Below are 14,805 nucleotides of genomic sequence, written 5' to 3'. Positions count from 1 at the left end.
CCTAGATTGCTTCTAGAATTGATCCACTGTTTTTCTTGCGTTCAGGACTCATTCGTCACACCATCCGGCCCGTCCGCCAAAAAGCGTTGCACAAGCTGATCACGTTTGCCCAGAAACTCGCGATTAGGCTGCGGATGGACGCGGTTTGTCAACACGATCAGTGCCAGTTGACTTTGCGGCTGAATGAGCCAGAAAGTACCGGTATAGCCCGTATGGTACAGCCACAGCCGTCCCTTGCCATCACGCCGAAGATCCCAGCCAAGACTGCGACCGAGCTGATGGGCCGTCCAATCACGGGTTAGCTGCTGGGCGTGATCAGGCCATGCCGATGCCTGCTTTTGCCCAAAGAAGTATTGCGTGAACATCTCCAAGTCGGCTAGACTCGCAAACAGGCCGGCCGCCCCGCTATGCCGCCCCAAGATGGCACTTTTAGGATCATGCACGACCCCGCGCCGCAAGCCGGCACTCGGATCGTAAGTCGTTGGCACACACTGTTCCGGATCCGGTTGAAACGTTGCTTTAGGCAAACCAAGCGGACGCAGAACCTGTTGCGTGATAAGTGTTTGAATCGGTTGGTGATAGATCTGTTCCAAAGCCCATCCGACCAGCAACAAATTCACATCCCGATAAACGACTTTAGCATCGACTTCATCTGTGACGGCTAGTTGCGTCAGGAGGGCACGTTTCAGCTCCGGCGCCGGCAAGTCATCACGGTGCGGAATATACCCTTCCAGTCCAGACGTATGTGTCAATGCCTGCCGAAATGTGGTGGCATGCGGAAACGCCGGCAAAAACCGTTTCAACGGCATCTCCGGCGCAACCAGTTTCTGATCCCAAGCCTGTAAAAAAACGGTGGTGGTGCCGATAACCTTCGTCAGGGACGCGACGTCGTAAAGCATCCCTGGCCGCAACGGCGCTGGCGTGGGCTGCCATTGCGCATCGCCGCTCACCTGGTTTTGCACATCTTTTCCCGTCATAAGCGCCACACTAAATCCGGGGATGATACGCTCAGTCACCCACGTCTGCAGCTCCGCCGTGATCACTTGAAAATCCATCCTGGCCTTCTTCCCGACGCCGAGTCACAACCATACTACGCCACGCGGAACCACAGCGTGAGCCGATTAGGACCGGCAATCATCAAAAATTGATTCTCATGATGATAATCGTAGTCCGTTAGCCCGGCCGCATCAAGGTTCATCAAGATATTTTCCATCGCCATTTTGTCCGGCAAAATAAAGCTCACATAATCCAAACCATACATATCAGGCGTCGGCAATAATAACGTCGCTTCTAATCGCAAATTTATGCCGATGTGATGGCGATAATCACCGGCGGCCAAAAAGACTTCGCCGGTATTGGGGCTAGGCTTTTCCCGAAAACCGAGTCCATCTTCCAGATAGTGACTGGTGCTGGCTAAATCCGCCACCCGAAACTGAACGTAACCAATGGTCGTCCCGGAAGGCAATCGATCGTAATCCCGCGCCGCATGTTTACCGATTTCAGCCGGATCGATGGTTTCTTCGGTCTCATCTTCCCAGTTGTACTGTCGTTCCTCTTGATACTGCTCAATCGCGCGATCAATCGTAAACGCAACGCCATTGCCTTCTGGATCCTTAGCCAAAAAGCCTTGCTGATAGCCAGTTTGAAAAGCCTTTGTCACTGGCTGATCCTGTTTCACGATTCGATACGCGGCCCCCAGTGCCCCCGGATTGGGCAGCAAAATCGCAAAATGATCCAATCCCGTCACCGGTTTCTGCGGTGAGAGTCCCTTAATTTGATGTAAAACGACTAAAACCTGTTGATTAAGGCGGGTTCCCAAATAAATCGTATCGCCATTTTGACGCAATAAATCTAATCGGGCGACCTGCTGGTACCATTGGCTCACCTTGGCCAAGTTAGCAACTTTAAGTGCAATAAAATCCACACGCGTTTCTTCTGGCAATGCAATCCCTGCCATGTTCATCCGCTCCTTGTCTGTTTAAGCCCCGATTGAGTTCCAGCTTCCCAATTCGGCCTGTTGCCAACAGCATAATGAGTCGACTCATTTTTTTGCCAACAAAAAGCTTGTGATTTCAAACAATGGCGGTTATGACTAATAAATGCGCTTGCCAAGTCTTGTTATCTTTCTTACAGTTGTAGATAGTGGGGTTGTATTCTAAAGACAGTGTTCACACTCCACTTTAACGCGCTCACCGGCGCAGAAGCCTGCGTGTAAGGACCTTGGTCGCAATGGTCAAAGACCCCGACCATCACGCCCAAGGCCACTTACACTCCGGCTTCTACCCGCGCCGGTTCACGCTCGGGAGGTTTGTTTTACATGAAAATATTAGGTGTTTACGGTGGACAGGATGCCGATGGGTTGACGGCGAGTTTGGTTAAAGCCGTCTTATCCGGCGTGACTGCGCCTGCCACCACTGAATTTGTTGATTTAAATCAATACCAGATTCGGCCAGATGTTTCTGATCTGGCCAATCCGACACTGGACGAACTTGAAGCCAAGCTAAAGAGCGCCGATGTGTGGGTTTTAGGCACCCCAACTTACTTCGGTACGGTCGCCGGTCAGTTCAAGCAACTGCTCGACTGCATGCGTCATCGGATGACGCGCATGACTAAGGAAAGCGATACGCTGCCCGGCATTTTCAAGGACAAGCATTATGTCAGTGTGACCAGCTGTTTTGCGACAGGTCTGGATAACACGTTTACCCATCAAACCGACGCGACTTTGGTGGCAATTGACAAGGCGATGACGGCGGCTGGCGTCCATAAGATTGCCGAATTGGTGCTCCCGCATACTTGGGGCATGACGACCTTACCTGAAGCCAAAATCAATCAGGCGCACGCGCTGGGCGCGAAACTCGCGACTTTTAAAAAGAAGGATGATGAAACTTTGAAACGTTACATATTACTATTTGGCATGATTGCGGTCATGGCCTTGGCCACCATGGGCATTCAGCAAGTCTTACCAGGAGTAGCAACTAATTTTTGGTGGCGCTATGTCAGCTTTGTCGTGATCTTCTTCGTTCTACTCGCTTGCTTACTGCATTATGCGACCTTCATGCGTCACAAGCGGCGTTAATCAGCACAGCCACGATGATGTACAAAAATAGCCTCAGGAGATCATGTTCGTCTCTCTGAGGCTATTTTTTAATCGCAGCCAGTTAAACTTTAGCTTGCAACACAATCACGATTCCTAAGCAAACTAAATCGCAACGTTGCCGCTGAATTGGCTGTTGTACAAGTCCGCATAGAAGCCATTCTTCGCCATCAATTCGTCGTGGTTGCCGGTTTCAACAATCGAGCCGTGATTCATCACAATAATATTATCTGCGTCACGAATGGTGGATAGCCGATGGGCAACAACGAAACTGGTTCGGTCGGTCAGCAAGCGATTCATCGCGTGTTGAATATGAATTTCGGTTCGCGTATCGACAGAACTCGTTGCCTCGTCCAGAATCAGAATTTCCGGATCTGCGACAAATGCCCGGGCAATCGTCAGCAATTGCCGCTGCCCTTGGGAAATGTTGGAGGCTTCTTCATTCAGAATCGTATTGTATCCGTCCGGCAACTGGCGCACAAAATTATCAACATGCGCTGCTTTGGCTGCGGCAAGCACTTCATCATCTGTGGCGTCTTCGCGGCCGTATTTCAGATTATCCCAAATCGTGCCGGTAAACAGCCAAGTATCCTGAAGCACCATCGCAAAATGCGACCGAACGTCTTCCCGCTTCATATCCCGGGTATCCGTTCCATTCAGCCGGATTGAACCGCCGCTGATATCGTAGAAGCGCTCCAGCAAGTTGATAATGGTCGTTTTCCCGGCACCGGTTGGCCCGACAATTGCCACCATCTGGCCAGGCTTCACTTGCAGATTATAATCTTTCAGTAACAGCGTATCTGGCGTATACCCAAATTGAACATGATCCATGACCAATTTGTTCGGATCGTTCGGCACTGCCGGCACACCGGATGGATTGTCCTGCATGTCCTCTTCGTCTAACACAGCGAAAATCCGTTCTGCACTGGCAATGGTGGACTGAATCGTATTCGCCAAATTAGCCAGTTGTGAGATTGGCTGAGAGAACTGCTGCATATATTGCAAGAAGGCTTGGACATTCCCTAAGGTAATTGTCCCGTTGGAAACTTCGATCCCGCCCATGATCGCGACGAAAACGTAACCAATGTTATTAAGGAAAATCATCAAAGGCATGATGATGCCGGAAACAAACTGGGCTTTCCACGCAGCGTCGTAAAACGCCTGATTTTGGCCTTCAAAGTCGCGAACCTCATCATCTTCACGGTTGAAACTTTTGATAATAACCTGGCCACCATAAGTTTCTTCAACTTGGTTGTTCAATAACCCCAGTGCCTTCTGCTGAGCAGCAAAGAAACGCTGTGACTTCGGAGCAACGATGCCGACAACAATTAACCCAAGCGGAATCGTCACCAGTGCGATCAAGGTCAGTTTCCAGGAAATGGTGAGCATCATCCAGATGGTTCCGACAAACATGACGGCACTCGTAACCATCTGCGTGAGACTCTGTTGCAAAGTTGACGCGATATTATCCATATCGTTGATCGCTCGTGACATAATGTCCCCATTGCTGTGGGTATCATAATACTTGATCGGAACGGTTTTCATCTTGTATTTCAGATCTTTTCGCAGCTGATAAACCGTGTTCTGCGAAATTCGCGTCATGATGAACTGCTGCAAGAAGCTGAATAAGGCGCTGCCCAGATAAAGAATCAACACGATCAGAATAATGTGCTTGATCTTGTCAAAATCGATCGGGTAACTACCGACCGCTATCCCGGCTTTTTGCTCCGCCTGGCCCTTCATGACACCTTTAAAGATTTCGGTCGTTGCTTCACCTAAAATCTTCGGCGTACGAATCTGAAAAACCGTTGAGGCAATGGCTAGGACCAGCACGGCGATAATACCGATCAGCCGGTTACGCATATACCCAAATAGCCGGCCGGTCGTTTTCCAGAAGTTTTTCGGCTTTTCAACGAGACCGGCTCGACCACCTGGCCTCATTCGTGGACCGGATGATGGCCGCTTGGTTGCGGATTTTTGATTGTCTGCCATTATTTCTCGTCTCCTTCCCGAATCTGTGACTTGATAATTTCCTGATAAGTTGGGTTGGAGGCTTTCAACTCAGCGTGGGTGCCTCTACCGACCATTTTGCCTTCGTCCAAGACAACAATCGTGTCCGCATCGGCGACCGTGGAAACCCGCTGGCCAACAATCACAACGACTTTAGTTTGAATTTTCTTGTCAGCCTTCAATGCTGCCCGTAAATTGGCATCGGTTTTGAAATCCAAAGCTGAAAATGAATCATCAAAGACATAGATCGACGCATCCTTCACCAAAGCACGCGCAATGGCCAATCGCTGACGCTGCCCGCCGGAGAAGTTACCACCGCCTTGTTCAACTTGATAATCCAGACCTTCAGGATTACTTTCGATGAAATCACGTGCCTGGGCAATATCAAGTGCGTGCCAGATATCGTCATCCGACGCGTTTTCATTCCCGTATTTCATATTGTCACGAACGGTTCCGGTAAACAGATTGGCTTTTTGCGGCACAAACGCGACCGCTTCATGCAGCTTCTTCAAGTCGACATTTTTAACATCTTCGCCGTCAACCCGGACTGCGCCTTTTTCAGCATCGTAAAAGCGTGGGATGAGGTTGACCATTGTGGTTTTACCGCTCCCGGTACCGCCGATAATCGCCAGCGTCTGGCCACCTTTAACATGAACGTCGATATCGCGTAACGCCGGTTCTTCAGCGTGATGATAGCGAAACTGAACATGATCGAATGCTAAGTCAGGGGTTGCTGTATCCAACGTCTTCGGTGATGCCGGTGTGGTGATTCGGCTTTCCTGGGCCAAAACATCATTCAGACGGGCCGCTGAAGCCTGCGCCCGGGGAATGAAAACAAAGATCATGGACAGCATCATGAAGCTCATTAGAATCTGCATCGCATAAGTCATAAACGCGATCAGGTTCCCGGTTTCCAATGCCTGCTGGGCAATTAAATTACCGCCCCACCAAGTAATCCCGATATTCGTACCGCTCATAATCAACGTCATCACAGGGAAAACCGCCGCAATAATCGAGAAGACTTTGACTGCATTATGCGTATAGTCCTGGTTGACGCCTTCAAACCGATTCTGCTCAAAATTATCCTGCCGAAAAGCCCGAATAACCCGCACACCGGTGAGTCCTTCACGGAACACCAGATTAATATTATCGGTTTTCTTCTGCATTGCCTTAAACAACGGCACCGCAAAATACATGATGATCAGCAAGAAAAACGCCAACAGCGGCAAGCTGATCAGGAAAACCATGGTCAGGGTGTGACTCTTTTGGTAGGCAAGGAAACTGGCACCAATTAACATAATCGGCGCCATAATCATCATCCGCAAGATCATCATCCAAACATTTTGGATCTGCGTCACGTCATTGGTCGTTCGCGTAATCAGTGAACTCGTCCCCACCTTATCCATTTCATCATGGGAATAGTTAATGACTTTACGATAAATGTCCGACCGTAACTTTTGGCCCAGCTTTTGCGAGGTGCGGGACGCCAAAAAAACGTTCCCGACACTAGCGAGAATGCTGAGAAAAGCAAACAAAATCATTTTCATACCGGTTGCCCAGATGTAATCAATGTCACCCTTGGCAACCCCGTTGTTAACGATATCGGCGGTCAGATTCGGTAAATATAAATTGCTCATTACCTGAACAATCATGAACAAAATAGCGCCAATAACGGCGATGCCAGACATGCGCTTTTTTGCAAGCTTAAGCATAATTTCCTCCTAACAGATGCTTTTCGGACCCATACAGGCAGTCCGGTGTTTTACGTTTCCTAGTGATGGTTGTGATCATCACTGGCAACGCCAAATTGCAACCAGTCAAGAAGCTGATCGCTGCGTCGTTTGAGTTCAGCGACCGTAATCGGCTTACCTTCAGCCTGGTTTGAATAATAATAGGCGATCGTCTGCATGAACATACCGACAATCTGACGAATCAGTAAACTGACCTCATCATCTGTCTGAATACGAAGCCGACTGCGATCAATGCTGGTCAATAAGAAATCATGGATCTCCTGATGACCATGAGGCGGCTTTAGAAACGGCGCCTTAGATCCGGCCATTTTTGCGGCGCTATGAAAATCCATGTGTAAAAAAACGTTCCGATACAAAGCCGCATGCGGCCCATGTGCCAGCGCCGTGATGGTTTTGCCGAAAAACTCCGACATGGCAGGAAACAGATCGCCATGATGCTTCGTCATGACCTGTTGCAAAATCAAAACAGTCCGTTGCCGCACGGTTTCCAATAAATAAAAATACAGATCCGCCTTGTCATCGAAATATTGATAGTAACTACCGCGTGGAATGCCGGCATGCTTAATAATATTACTAATACTGGTTTCATTAAATGGTGCGCGGGCAAATTCTTGATACGCCGCGTCCATCAACCGCTGTTTTTTTGCTTCCGGCAAGCGGAAGAATGTTGCTTTCGGCATGGCGACCCCCTTTCTGCTCCGAGTCCCTTAGCCCGGCTGGCTGCTGCTCGGTTATGACAATCCGTCATATGACAAGGTGTCATTATAGACGGAGCCGCGCAAAAAAGCAATCAAAAAACGATAATTTCAGTCAAAGGTCCGAAATTACCGTTTCGCCTTACATTTTAAATCAGACCGGAATCAAAATCGTCCAGCAAACTTGACGTCATTTCGTTTCATTTTTAGCGGCATCATCAGTTTCCGGCTCATCATGGCGCAAGGCCAAAATGTCCTGTTCCTGGGTCAGATTAACGCCGCGAACCCGCATTTTCTGATTCACAATATCAATTCGCGTCACGCTGGTATTTTTCAACAAGCTGAATGGCAACTGATCAGGTGCCAGCTGATAAATCAAAGCACTTAAAAGCAAGCCGTGCGAGACGACCAAAATATCGCTGTCATCCGGACTCTGAGCATCTACCTGTTCAAAAGCTTGGCGAGAGCGCGCTAACAAATCAGGGAAATCTTCCGCTTGATGTGTCGGATCAGCGTTGCGAATCGACCGGACTAATCCCGGAAAACGTTTTGATCCGACCCAAGCCCGCCACGCCGTTGTCAGCCCATATCGACGAATCGTCCGGGCCATAATGGCATTGCCCGGATCACCTTCTAAACCGCCAAAATAATATTCGCGCAAGGCGGACAACGCCACTAACGGCGGCTTAGGTTCATGCCCGGCAAGAATCCGTTTGGCTGTTTCCAACGTCCGCGTTCGATCACTCGAAAAGGCTTTGGCAAACGGCACCGGCTGCAATAACTCACCCAACCGATCGGCTGCATCTTGCCCTTTTGCAGTCAAATTGGCATTCGTAATCCCTTGCAATAGCCGCGCCGCGTTCATCGGCGTTTCACCATGTCTGACTAAATATAGCCTTTTGGTCATTTTGACACTCCTATAAATTTGCGTCATTGTTGTTTCAAGCCGGTCCATCGCCAGATATTTCGTCAGTTTTTAAAATGGACCGGCTCACGTACCATCTTCATTCATGTTATCATGAAAAGCGTAAGCATCTTTGAATGGAGGCCTTTTTTTGATTGACGCAGCCATCATGATCCTGGCATATGCCCACGACCATCCGCAAAGTTATCACGTCCGCCAAGTCCCATATCAAAACGTCGCTAGCATTCTGCTCGACGACCGCGTGATCTTTCCTAGTCAACAACTCTTCTTTCCGCCGAATCGGTTACGGGTCATCCGGTTGCCGGAACACTTTTCCTTCAATAACCCTGAGCTTAGTGCTTGGCTATTGAGTCTATTACCTGAATTAGGCGAAGACGTTGAAACCCCGTCCACTAACCAGATGTGGATGACCACCAGCCATCTGACAAAAGCTAAGCGCCTGCTGATTGAGGTATCGTTTGAATAGCGCCGTCAAAGCCGTCTTTACCCGCGGATTACGCGCGGTGTTGATGGCTTTCTTCTTATTCATCGCCAGAGCGTTTCTAACCTGGCCATGGCTGGCGTTTATGATTGCGGCTTTTTTAATCTATGCTTGCATTTGCTTTGCTTATGCGGGCTTTTTGGTGTGGACGCAGCGGCTTTGAGGGCTGGGTTGATGTATAAGCCTACTACATCGCTATGACGCGCTCACTGGCTCCTAACAGCATTTTCAGGAGCATGGAGCTTGTCTCAATCATGTCTCAATTTTCTGAAATAAATCCTTGCTTGCGGTAAACGAAAAAAACAGAAACCTTTTCTATCAAGGCTTCTGTTCTTATCGATAAGCTATCGTCGTATCCAAGATTGGGTAGATAGGGATCGAACCTATGATTATGGATTCAGAGTCCACTGCGTTACCACTTCGCTACTACCCAGTAACTTAACAACGAATAATATCTTAAAAAAGATTTGCGCGGTTGTCAACGACTTTTTTTACGGAGGTGCAAAAAAAACGATTCTGTCGTAAACTGTTACCAATACTTAAGAAGTGAGGCGCAAGAATGAAAATTGAATCTGCATGCACTTCGATTCTGGTTGGTAAGAAGGCCAGCATCGACGGTTCAACGATGATCGCTCGTAACGATGATACGTTTAGTCCCCTGACACCGCAACGTTTCTATATGCACGCTGGATGGAAAGGCGAAAAATCATTACACGTCAAGTCACCGCTTAATGGGTTTGAAGCGGACTTGCCGGAAAATGGTTATCGCTATAATGCCGTTCCCAATGTCGAAAACGATAAGCTCGGCGATTACGAAGAAAGTGGTATCAACGAGCGCAATGTCGCAATGTCCGCAACCGAAAGTACGTACGGTAATGAACGGGCGTTGGGCTTCGATCCGCTTGTCAAAGACGGTCTTGATGAAGATCTGATCGTTAACATGGTGCTGCCATTCATCGAATCCGCGCGCCATGGCGTTGAATACCTCGGCCAGCTGATCAAACAATACGGTTCGCCTGCAGGTAATTCCGTTCTTTTCTCTGACAAAGACAGTGTCTGGTACATGGAAATCGTCACCGGCCATCACTGGGTCGCTCAGCGTATCCCGGACGACGCTTATGCCATTGCGGCCAATCAAGTTGCCATTCAGCAGGTCGACTTCGAAGACACCGACAATTTTGCTTGGAGCGAAGGTATTCAGGAATTTGTTGAAGCGCATCATCTCAATACCGACAAAGAAGGCTGGAACTTCCGCCACATTTTCGGCACGATGAACGAAAAAGACCGCCACTACAACACGCCGCGGGTTTGGTACGGTCACAAGCTGCTCAATCCGGAAATCGAGGCAGATCCTGAGTCAGCCGACTTACCGTTTATCATGCGGACTGACCATCTAATCACGCGTGAAGATATTGCCCAGATTCTTGGTAGCCACTACAACGAGACACCATTTGATCCCTATGGCCACGGCGCTGATGCTGACCGCTTCCGTTATCGCCCGATCGGCTTGAACCGCACCCAGAATTCCCACATCCTGCAACTGCGCAGTGACGTTCAGGAAGGCTTGGCTGCGATCATGTGGCTGGCAATCGGTATGCCATCCTTCAGTCCATATGTACCGTTTTACTGCAACGCCAATGACACGGATCCTAGCTATTCGAAAACGCCGAAAACCTTTGATCTTGATGCAGACTCCGCTTATTGGCTGCATCGCTTGCTCGACGTGTTGGTAGAAGCGCATTACACCCAGTTCATTCAGGCTGATCGCGATTATCTGACGGCACTCAACCGTGATTATCGTGAAATGCTTCAGTCCTTTGACGAAGGCGCCAAAGAATTGGGTGCCAAAGAATTGACCCAGTATCTAACCGAAGCCAACTATAAAATCGTTGCCCACACTAAGGCGGCGACTAAGGCGTTAATTAACGATTATGTCATGGAAAGTCTGAAGTTATCAAAGCTCACCTTCAACATGGACAAGAATCTTTAGTCACGTTTGTTAAGCAAAATAAGTACCACGCATTCAATGAATTTCGAATCCGTCAATTAGAAAACATTCTTGCCGTTTTTGTGCGCGAGGATGTTTTTTTATCTTTTCATATTGGCTATTTTCTCTGTTGGTGCAAAAACGCTACTTTTCGTAAAAACGCAATTGACCCCATGCCAAGGCTTGACGTACCATGACATTATTGCGTTATTGCCAAATTCGGCAGTGGCCATAATTAATCAGGTAAGGAGGCAATGTTGATGGCGCACGAAATCAGGCTACGCTGGCTGCTTACAGGAGCGCTGTTAAGTAGCATCGGGATGAGCTTCATCTGGCCACTAACCAGTATTTATCTACATAATCGTCTCGGCATCTCGTTAACGGTCATCGGGATTGTCTTGTTGCTGAACTCACTGGGGAGCGTCATCGGCAGCATTGTTGGCGGACGGCTTTACGATCAAGGAGATCCATACCGGTTAACCCTTTTTGGCGTCGGCCTTACCGGACTTGTACTCATTGGCCTGACTGTTTGGCACGGGTGGCCTGCCTACTGCATTTGGCTAACCTTACTCGGTATCGGATCCGGCTGGAATATCACCATGGTCAATTCGCTTGGAACCAGTTTACGTTCAAAAGACGGTCGCTACGTTTTTACCATGTTATATTTTGCCCAAAATGTCGGTGTTGTAATCGGAACGGCGCTGGTCGGTTTTGTCTATGATATCAGCGTAACCTTACTGTTCTTAATTGCCGTCATTTTATATTCATTATTCTTCACAGTCGTGCTCACAAAGTTTCGGCCAGCTGCAAAAATACCCCAAACTCAGCCAAAAGAAGTTACCGCAACAGCAGAGAAGCCATCTTTGCCCGCAGCAAACAAATTGATGCTGACGACTTTCTTCTTTGCACTACTGGTTTTTTGGTTGATGTACCAACAATGGTCCTCAAACTTGTCGGTTTACATGACAAGCCTCGGCATCCCGCTGCGCAACTATAGCTTCTTATGGACACTCAACGCAGCGTTAATTGTGGTCATTCAACTCTTCTTGAATTGGTTCAATGAACACGTGAATGGGATTCGCATTATTTACCAAATCCTGTTTGGTCTTGTCATGGTCGCCATATCCTTCCTCATCCTCATCACTGCGCGGACATATAGCTTCTTTGTCATCGCCATGATTGCGCTAACCACCGGCGAAGCCACCGCCTCCCCTGCGATTCCCGCCTTGGTCAATGATTTGACGCCACGCGCTATCAAAGGCCGTTATCAAGGCTTTGTAAACTCCTGGGGATCTGTTGGCCGGGCACTCGGGCCGCTTTTTGGTGGTCTTGTCATCGACTGGCTCAGCTACCGCAGTCTCTTCATCATCGCAGCCATCGGCGTCTTCACCTTAGTCGCTATTCTCCTTTCTATCTGGCTAAAAACTCGCCACGACTTGGTTCGCTATCAGTAAGGTTCTAATTTTCAGTACCGACTACAAAAAAAGCCCCCCATCCGCACATTGGCAGTTAAGTTCATGCCAACGACGGATGGGGTTTTATTATGCGGCCTTGTTTGTCGCTTTTAAATTATGAATGGCTTGTTCAATCGTTCGACCGGTCCCAAAATGATTCTGGTCATGCGCATCAATCGCCACAAACAACTGGTTTTTAGTATCGAGTTGAATTCGATATTGCATGATGCCGTCGCCTCCATTTTCAATCGTTTGGTTCTGCATATTATCCGAGAACCCTACATGGTCTATGATAGAACAGTTGTCAAGGAAATGTCGTCTTCTCATCGCTATCATTTACTCTGTAACGCTAAATCAAGTTCAGAGGTCTCCATGAGCAAGCATTGGATTAGCAGAAGGCAGTGTCTGTGCCGAAAAAGCATCGCGACTTTTGCTACCAAATAAAAAAGAACCCCAAAACGCCGTTATAAAGGCATTTTGAGGGTTCCGTTTTATCTGGTTGATTCTATTTCTCACCCGTACGGGATTCGAACCCGTGTTTCCGCGCTGAGAACGCGGCGTCTTAACCCCTTGACCAACGGGCAATGAGTGGCGCTTTATCGTACCCAAACTATTCTACAGGAAACCTTGGAAAAGTCAACTGTATTTTGGCCAGTACAAAGCCATTTGTCGACCAGCACAAAGCCATCATCGTTCGCGCCGCATCTTCAAATAAATGGCATCACTCGCAACTAATACAATTTCTTTTGGGCTGTTTGATACGCTTTAAAGGCACCAATCGTCATGTCCCGATCATGCTGGCTCAATGTAAGCATCTTCCCTTTCAGGCCATCGTTAATGAAGTCATAGATGGCCGCGTCCCGAAATCCGATCGCTGCAGCATCATCCGCCGTGTTGCCATAATAAACCTGTTTGATATTGGCCCAGATGATCGCACTAAGACACATCGGACAAGGCATCGCCGAAGTATAAAGCTCGCAACCGGACAGATCATGAGTTCCCAGCGCTTGCCCAGCTTTTCTGATGGCAGTAATTTCACCGTGTGCAGTCGGATCATGGTCGACCAAAACCTGATTATGAGCGCGACTCACGATCTTCCCATCCTTGACGATGACGCACCCAAAAGGACCGCCATCTGATCCATTAACATTGGCACGCGCCTCTTCATTGGCAATTTCCATAAACGATTTTTGATACATAAGTCTTGTTTCCCCCATGACAAACTAAGCAGAGTGGTCACCTGCTAGTTGGCTCTATTTAAAAGTCTCTCCACTAGCAATCCATGAAAATAGCGATCATTCTTGAATCTGATTAACCAGATCTGCGACAACTGCATGTGCCAGCTGACTGGTCGCAGGCGATACCGGATTCTTGCCATCGGGATCGGCCACGGCTTGCACAAAGGCTTGAACCATTGAAGCGAAGCCACGTGTCTCCAACATTGGCTGCCAGTTCGGGGCAAAGGTCTGTGAAGCACCACCACGACCGTAAACAACTAGCTGATCCAAATTCTGCACTCTTTGGACACCGCTTGGAGCTGCCACTTGCGCTTCTTCAAGATTGGTGCCGGCTTGTAAGTCAATGCCGGCCTCCCCGCGAATGCCAGGGGCTGTGAAGGTCACGCTTGCCTGTTGAAGTTGACCATCTGAAGTTGTATGCAACGCATATCGCGTGTTAGGTTTTTCAGGATAACCCGCCAACATAAGCGCTGTGTCCACTGGATGAACGAAGAGATCCCACAAGGCGTGTTTTGTGTCATCAAGTGCGTCAATTCTGTTCTTATCCACGCGCACACCGGTCTTATCTGCCACCTGGGCCAGATCCTGAATCATTGGGGCAAACCGACGATTAAACCCGACCGTCAACATCACATGCTGGGAATCAGCCAAGTCATAAAGTTCATTAACCTGTCCCATGTCAGTTGCCAACGGCTTATCGACAAAAACATGAATACCCTTTTCCAAAAAATGTTTGACATATTGATAGTGAGTTTCTGTTGGCGTATGAATCATTACGGCATCAAGCTGCTTTGCGTCTAACGCTTCCAACGAATTTCCCGCCGCAGCCAGTCCATACTGCTTTGATAGTTGTTGTAATTTATCTTCATCGCGGGTGCTCAACAGCCATTGCACCTGATCTTGCATTTGAGCATAAACCGGTAGATATGCTTTTCGGGCAATTGAGCCCAAGCCCATGACACCAATCGTTAACATAACTTCACCTGTTCTTTCATTGATATGGATACTCTCACACTAGCACAGGCCTCTTCAAGGGTAAAGATAAGCATTTATTAGGATTTTTATATTGGCTATCTTCTAAGTTTTCTGTATAACCCTCATAATGTCTTTAGACTTTTTAATCATACAGCTCTGAAATACGATTGTCCGCACGAAAGTCAGCATGTAGAA

At 48.3% G+C, this 14,805-nt stretch carries 14 protein-coding genes and 2 tRNA genes; 5 read left to right on the top strand and 11 right to left on the bottom strand.

Annotated elements, in window-relative coordinates; translation table 11 throughout:
* Positions 1-41: 41 nt before the first annotated feature.
* Entirely contained in the window at positions 42-1,055 is a 1,014-nt protein-coding gene (locus LACZS1_RS05610; protein ID WP_070651944.1) for a serine hydrolase domain-containing protein, read from the bottom strand.
* 35 nt (positions 1,056-1,090) lie between these two features.
* Positions 1,091-1,957 carry a VOC family protein gene (locus LACZS1_RS05605; RefSeq protein ID WP_070651945.1) on the bottom strand — a complete coding sequence of 289 codons (867 nt, stop codon included), beginning with the start codon at positions 1,955-1,957 and terminating at the stop codon, positions 1,091-1,093.
* A 360-nt stretch (positions 1,958-2,317) separates the two neighbouring features.
* Between LACZS1_RS05605 and LACZS1_RS05600 the strand changes: the two genes are divergently transcribed.
* Complete coding sequence (locus LACZS1_RS05600; protein WP_306402908.1) at positions 2,318-3,076, top strand: flavodoxin family protein; 759 nt, start codon at positions 2,318-2,320, stop codon at positions 3,074-3,076.
* 123 nt (positions 3,077-3,199) lie between these two features.
* On the opposite strand, the gene LACZS1_RS05595 is transcribed toward LACZS1_RS05600, so the two are convergent.
* The 4 genes from LACZS1_RS05595 to LACZS1_RS05580 form a co-directional block, all read right to left on the bottom strand.
* Complete coding sequence (locus LACZS1_RS05595; RefSeq protein ID WP_070651947.1) at positions 3,200-5,086, bottom strand: ABC transporter ATP-binding protein; 1,887 nt, start codon at positions 5,084-5,086, stop codon at positions 3,200-3,202.
* Positions 5,086-6,816 carry an ABC transporter ATP-binding protein gene (locus tag LACZS1_RS05590; RefSeq protein ID WP_070651948.1) on the bottom strand — a complete coding sequence of 577 codons (1,731 nt, stop codon included), beginning with the start codon at positions 6,814-6,816 and terminating at the stop codon, positions 5,086-5,088. The genes LACZS1_RS05595 and LACZS1_RS05590 overlap by 1 nt, the downstream gene beginning before the upstream one ends.
* A 59-nt stretch (positions 6,817-6,875) precedes the next feature.
* Positions 6,876-7,535 (bottom strand): TetR/AcrR family transcriptional regulator, encoded by a 660-nt coding sequence (locus LACZS1_RS05585; RefSeq protein WP_070651949.1) that lies wholly within the window; start codon positions 7,533-7,535, stop codon positions 6,876-6,878.
* Between the two features lie 205 nt (positions 7,536-7,740).
* Positions 7,741-8,457: a histidine phosphatase family protein gene (locus LACZS1_RS05580; RefSeq protein ID WP_070651950.1), complete on the bottom strand. Its 717-nt coding sequence runs from the start codon at positions 8,455-8,457 to the stop codon at positions 7,741-7,743.
* Between the two features lie 148 nt (positions 8,458-8,605).
* Between LACZS1_RS05580 and LACZS1_RS05575 the strand changes: the two genes are divergently transcribed.
* Together LACZS1_RS05575 and LACZS1_RS05570 are read left to right on the top strand one after the other, a co-directional pair.
* Positions 8,606-8,941, top strand: a complete 336-nt coding sequence (locus tag LACZS1_RS05575; protein WP_025012650.1) for a hypothetical protein — start codon at positions 8,606-8,608, stop codon at positions 8,939-8,941.
* Positions 8,934-9,119, top strand: coding sequence for a hypothetical protein (locus LACZS1_RS05570; RefSeq protein ID WP_070651951.1), 186 nt, complete (start codon positions 8,934-8,936; stop codon positions 9,117-9,119). The genes LACZS1_RS05575 and LACZS1_RS05570 overlap by 8 nt, the downstream gene beginning before the upstream one ends.
* 199 nt (positions 9,120-9,318) lie before the next feature.
* On the opposite strand, the gene LACZS1_RS05565 is transcribed toward LACZS1_RS05570, so the two are convergent.
* Positions 9,319-9,389: transfer RNA gene (locus LACZS1_RS05565), tRNA-Gln, on the bottom strand.
* A gap of 126 nt (positions 9,390-9,515) precedes the next feature.
* On the opposite strand from LACZS1_RS05565, the gene LACZS1_RS05560 reads away from it, so the two are divergent.
* The gene (locus tag LACZS1_RS05560; protein WP_010488927.1) at positions 9,516-10,946 is read left to right on the top strand and encodes a C69 family dipeptidase; all 1,431 of its coding nucleotides are present in this window, start codon (positions 9,516-9,518) and stop codon (positions 10,944-10,946) included.
* A gap of 257 nt (positions 10,947-11,203) precedes the next feature.
* Positions 11,204-12,397, top strand: a complete 1,194-nt coding sequence (locus tag LACZS1_RS05555; protein WP_070651952.1) for an MDR family MFS transporter — start codon at positions 11,204-11,206, stop codon at positions 12,395-12,397.
* A gap of 87 nt (positions 12,398-12,484) precedes the next feature.
* On the opposite strand, the gene LACZS1_RS05550 is transcribed toward LACZS1_RS05555, so the two are convergent.
* The 4 genes from LACZS1_RS05550 to LACZS1_RS05535 all read right to left on the bottom strand — a co-directional run bounded on the left by LACZS1_RS05550 (position 12,485) and on the right by LACZS1_RS05535 (position 14,610).
* Positions 12,485-12,622, bottom strand: coding sequence for a hypothetical protein (locus LACZS1_RS05550; RefSeq protein ID WP_010488931.1), 138 nt, complete (start codon positions 12,620-12,622; stop codon positions 12,485-12,487).
* A 287-nt stretch (positions 12,623-12,909) separates the two neighbouring features.
* A tRNA-Glu gene (locus tag LACZS1_RS05545) sits at positions 12,910-12,981 on the bottom strand.
* A 147-nt stretch (positions 12,982-13,128) separates the two neighbouring features.
* Positions 13,129-13,596: a nucleoside deaminase gene (locus tag LACZS1_RS05540; protein ID WP_047105942.1), complete on the bottom strand. Its 468-nt coding sequence runs from the start codon at positions 13,594-13,596 to the stop codon at positions 13,129-13,131.
* 96 nt (positions 13,597-13,692) lie between these two features.
* On the bottom strand, positions 13,693-14,610 hold the full coding sequence (locus LACZS1_RS05535) for a Gfo/Idh/MocA family protein (RefSeq protein WP_070651953.1): 918 nt from the start codon (positions 14,608-14,610) through the stop codon (positions 13,693-13,695).
* Positions 14,611-14,805 lie beyond the last annotated feature (195 nt).

Source organism: Lacticaseibacillus zeae subsp. silagei, assembly GCF_030770335.1.
GTDB lineage: Bacteria > Bacillota > Bacilli > Lactobacillales > Lactobacillaceae > Lacticaseibacillus > Lacticaseibacillus zeae.
This window is presented reverse-complemented; position numbering and strand designations above follow the sequence as displayed.

Coding starts and splice junctions, on each gene's coding strand:
- LACZS1_RS05595 (WP_070651947.1), bottom strand. CDS start 5,086: ATGGCAGACAATCAAAAATCCGCAACCAAGCGGCCATCATCCGGTCCA.
- LACZS1_RS05535 (WP_070651953.1), bottom strand. CDS start 14,610: ATGTTAACGATTGGTGTCATGGGCTTGGGCTCAATTGCCCGAAAAGCA.
- LACZS1_RS05580 (WP_070651950.1), bottom strand. CDS start 8,457: ATGACCAAAAGGCTATATTTAGTCAGACATGGTGAAACGCCGATGAAC.
- LACZS1_RS05600 (WP_306402908.1), top strand. CDS start 2,318: ATGAAAATATTAGGTGTTTACGGTGGACAGGATGCCGATGGGTTGACG.
- LACZS1_RS05540 (WP_047105942.1), bottom strand. CDS start 13,596: ATGTATCAAAAATCGTTTATGGAAATTGCCAATGAAGAGGCGCGTGCC.
- LACZS1_RS05585 (WP_070651949.1), bottom strand. CDS start 7,535: ATGCCGAAAGCAACATTCTTCCGCTTGCCGGAAGCAAAAAAACAGCGG.
- LACZS1_RS05560 (WP_010488927.1), top strand. CDS start 9,516: ATGAAAATTGAATCTGCATGCACTTCGATTCTGGTTGGTAAGAAGGCC.
- LACZS1_RS05555 (WP_070651952.1), top strand. CDS start 11,204: ATGGCGCACGAAATCAGGCTACGCTGGCTGCTTACAGGAGCGCTGTTA.
- LACZS1_RS05550 (WP_010488931.1), bottom strand. CDS start 12,622: ATGCAATATCGAATTCAACTCGATACTAAAAACCAGTTGTTTGTGGCG.
- LACZS1_RS05605 (WP_070651945.1), bottom strand. CDS start 1,957: ATGGCAGGGATTGCATTGCCAGAAGAAACGCGTGTGGATTTTATTGCA.
- LACZS1_RS05590 (WP_070651948.1), bottom strand. CDS start 6,816: ATGCTTAAGCTTGCAAAAAAGCGCATGTCTGGCATCGCCGTTATTGGC.
- LACZS1_RS05610 (WP_070651944.1), bottom strand. CDS start 1,055: ATGGATTTTCAAGTGATCACGGCGGAGCTGCAGACGTGGGTGACTGAG.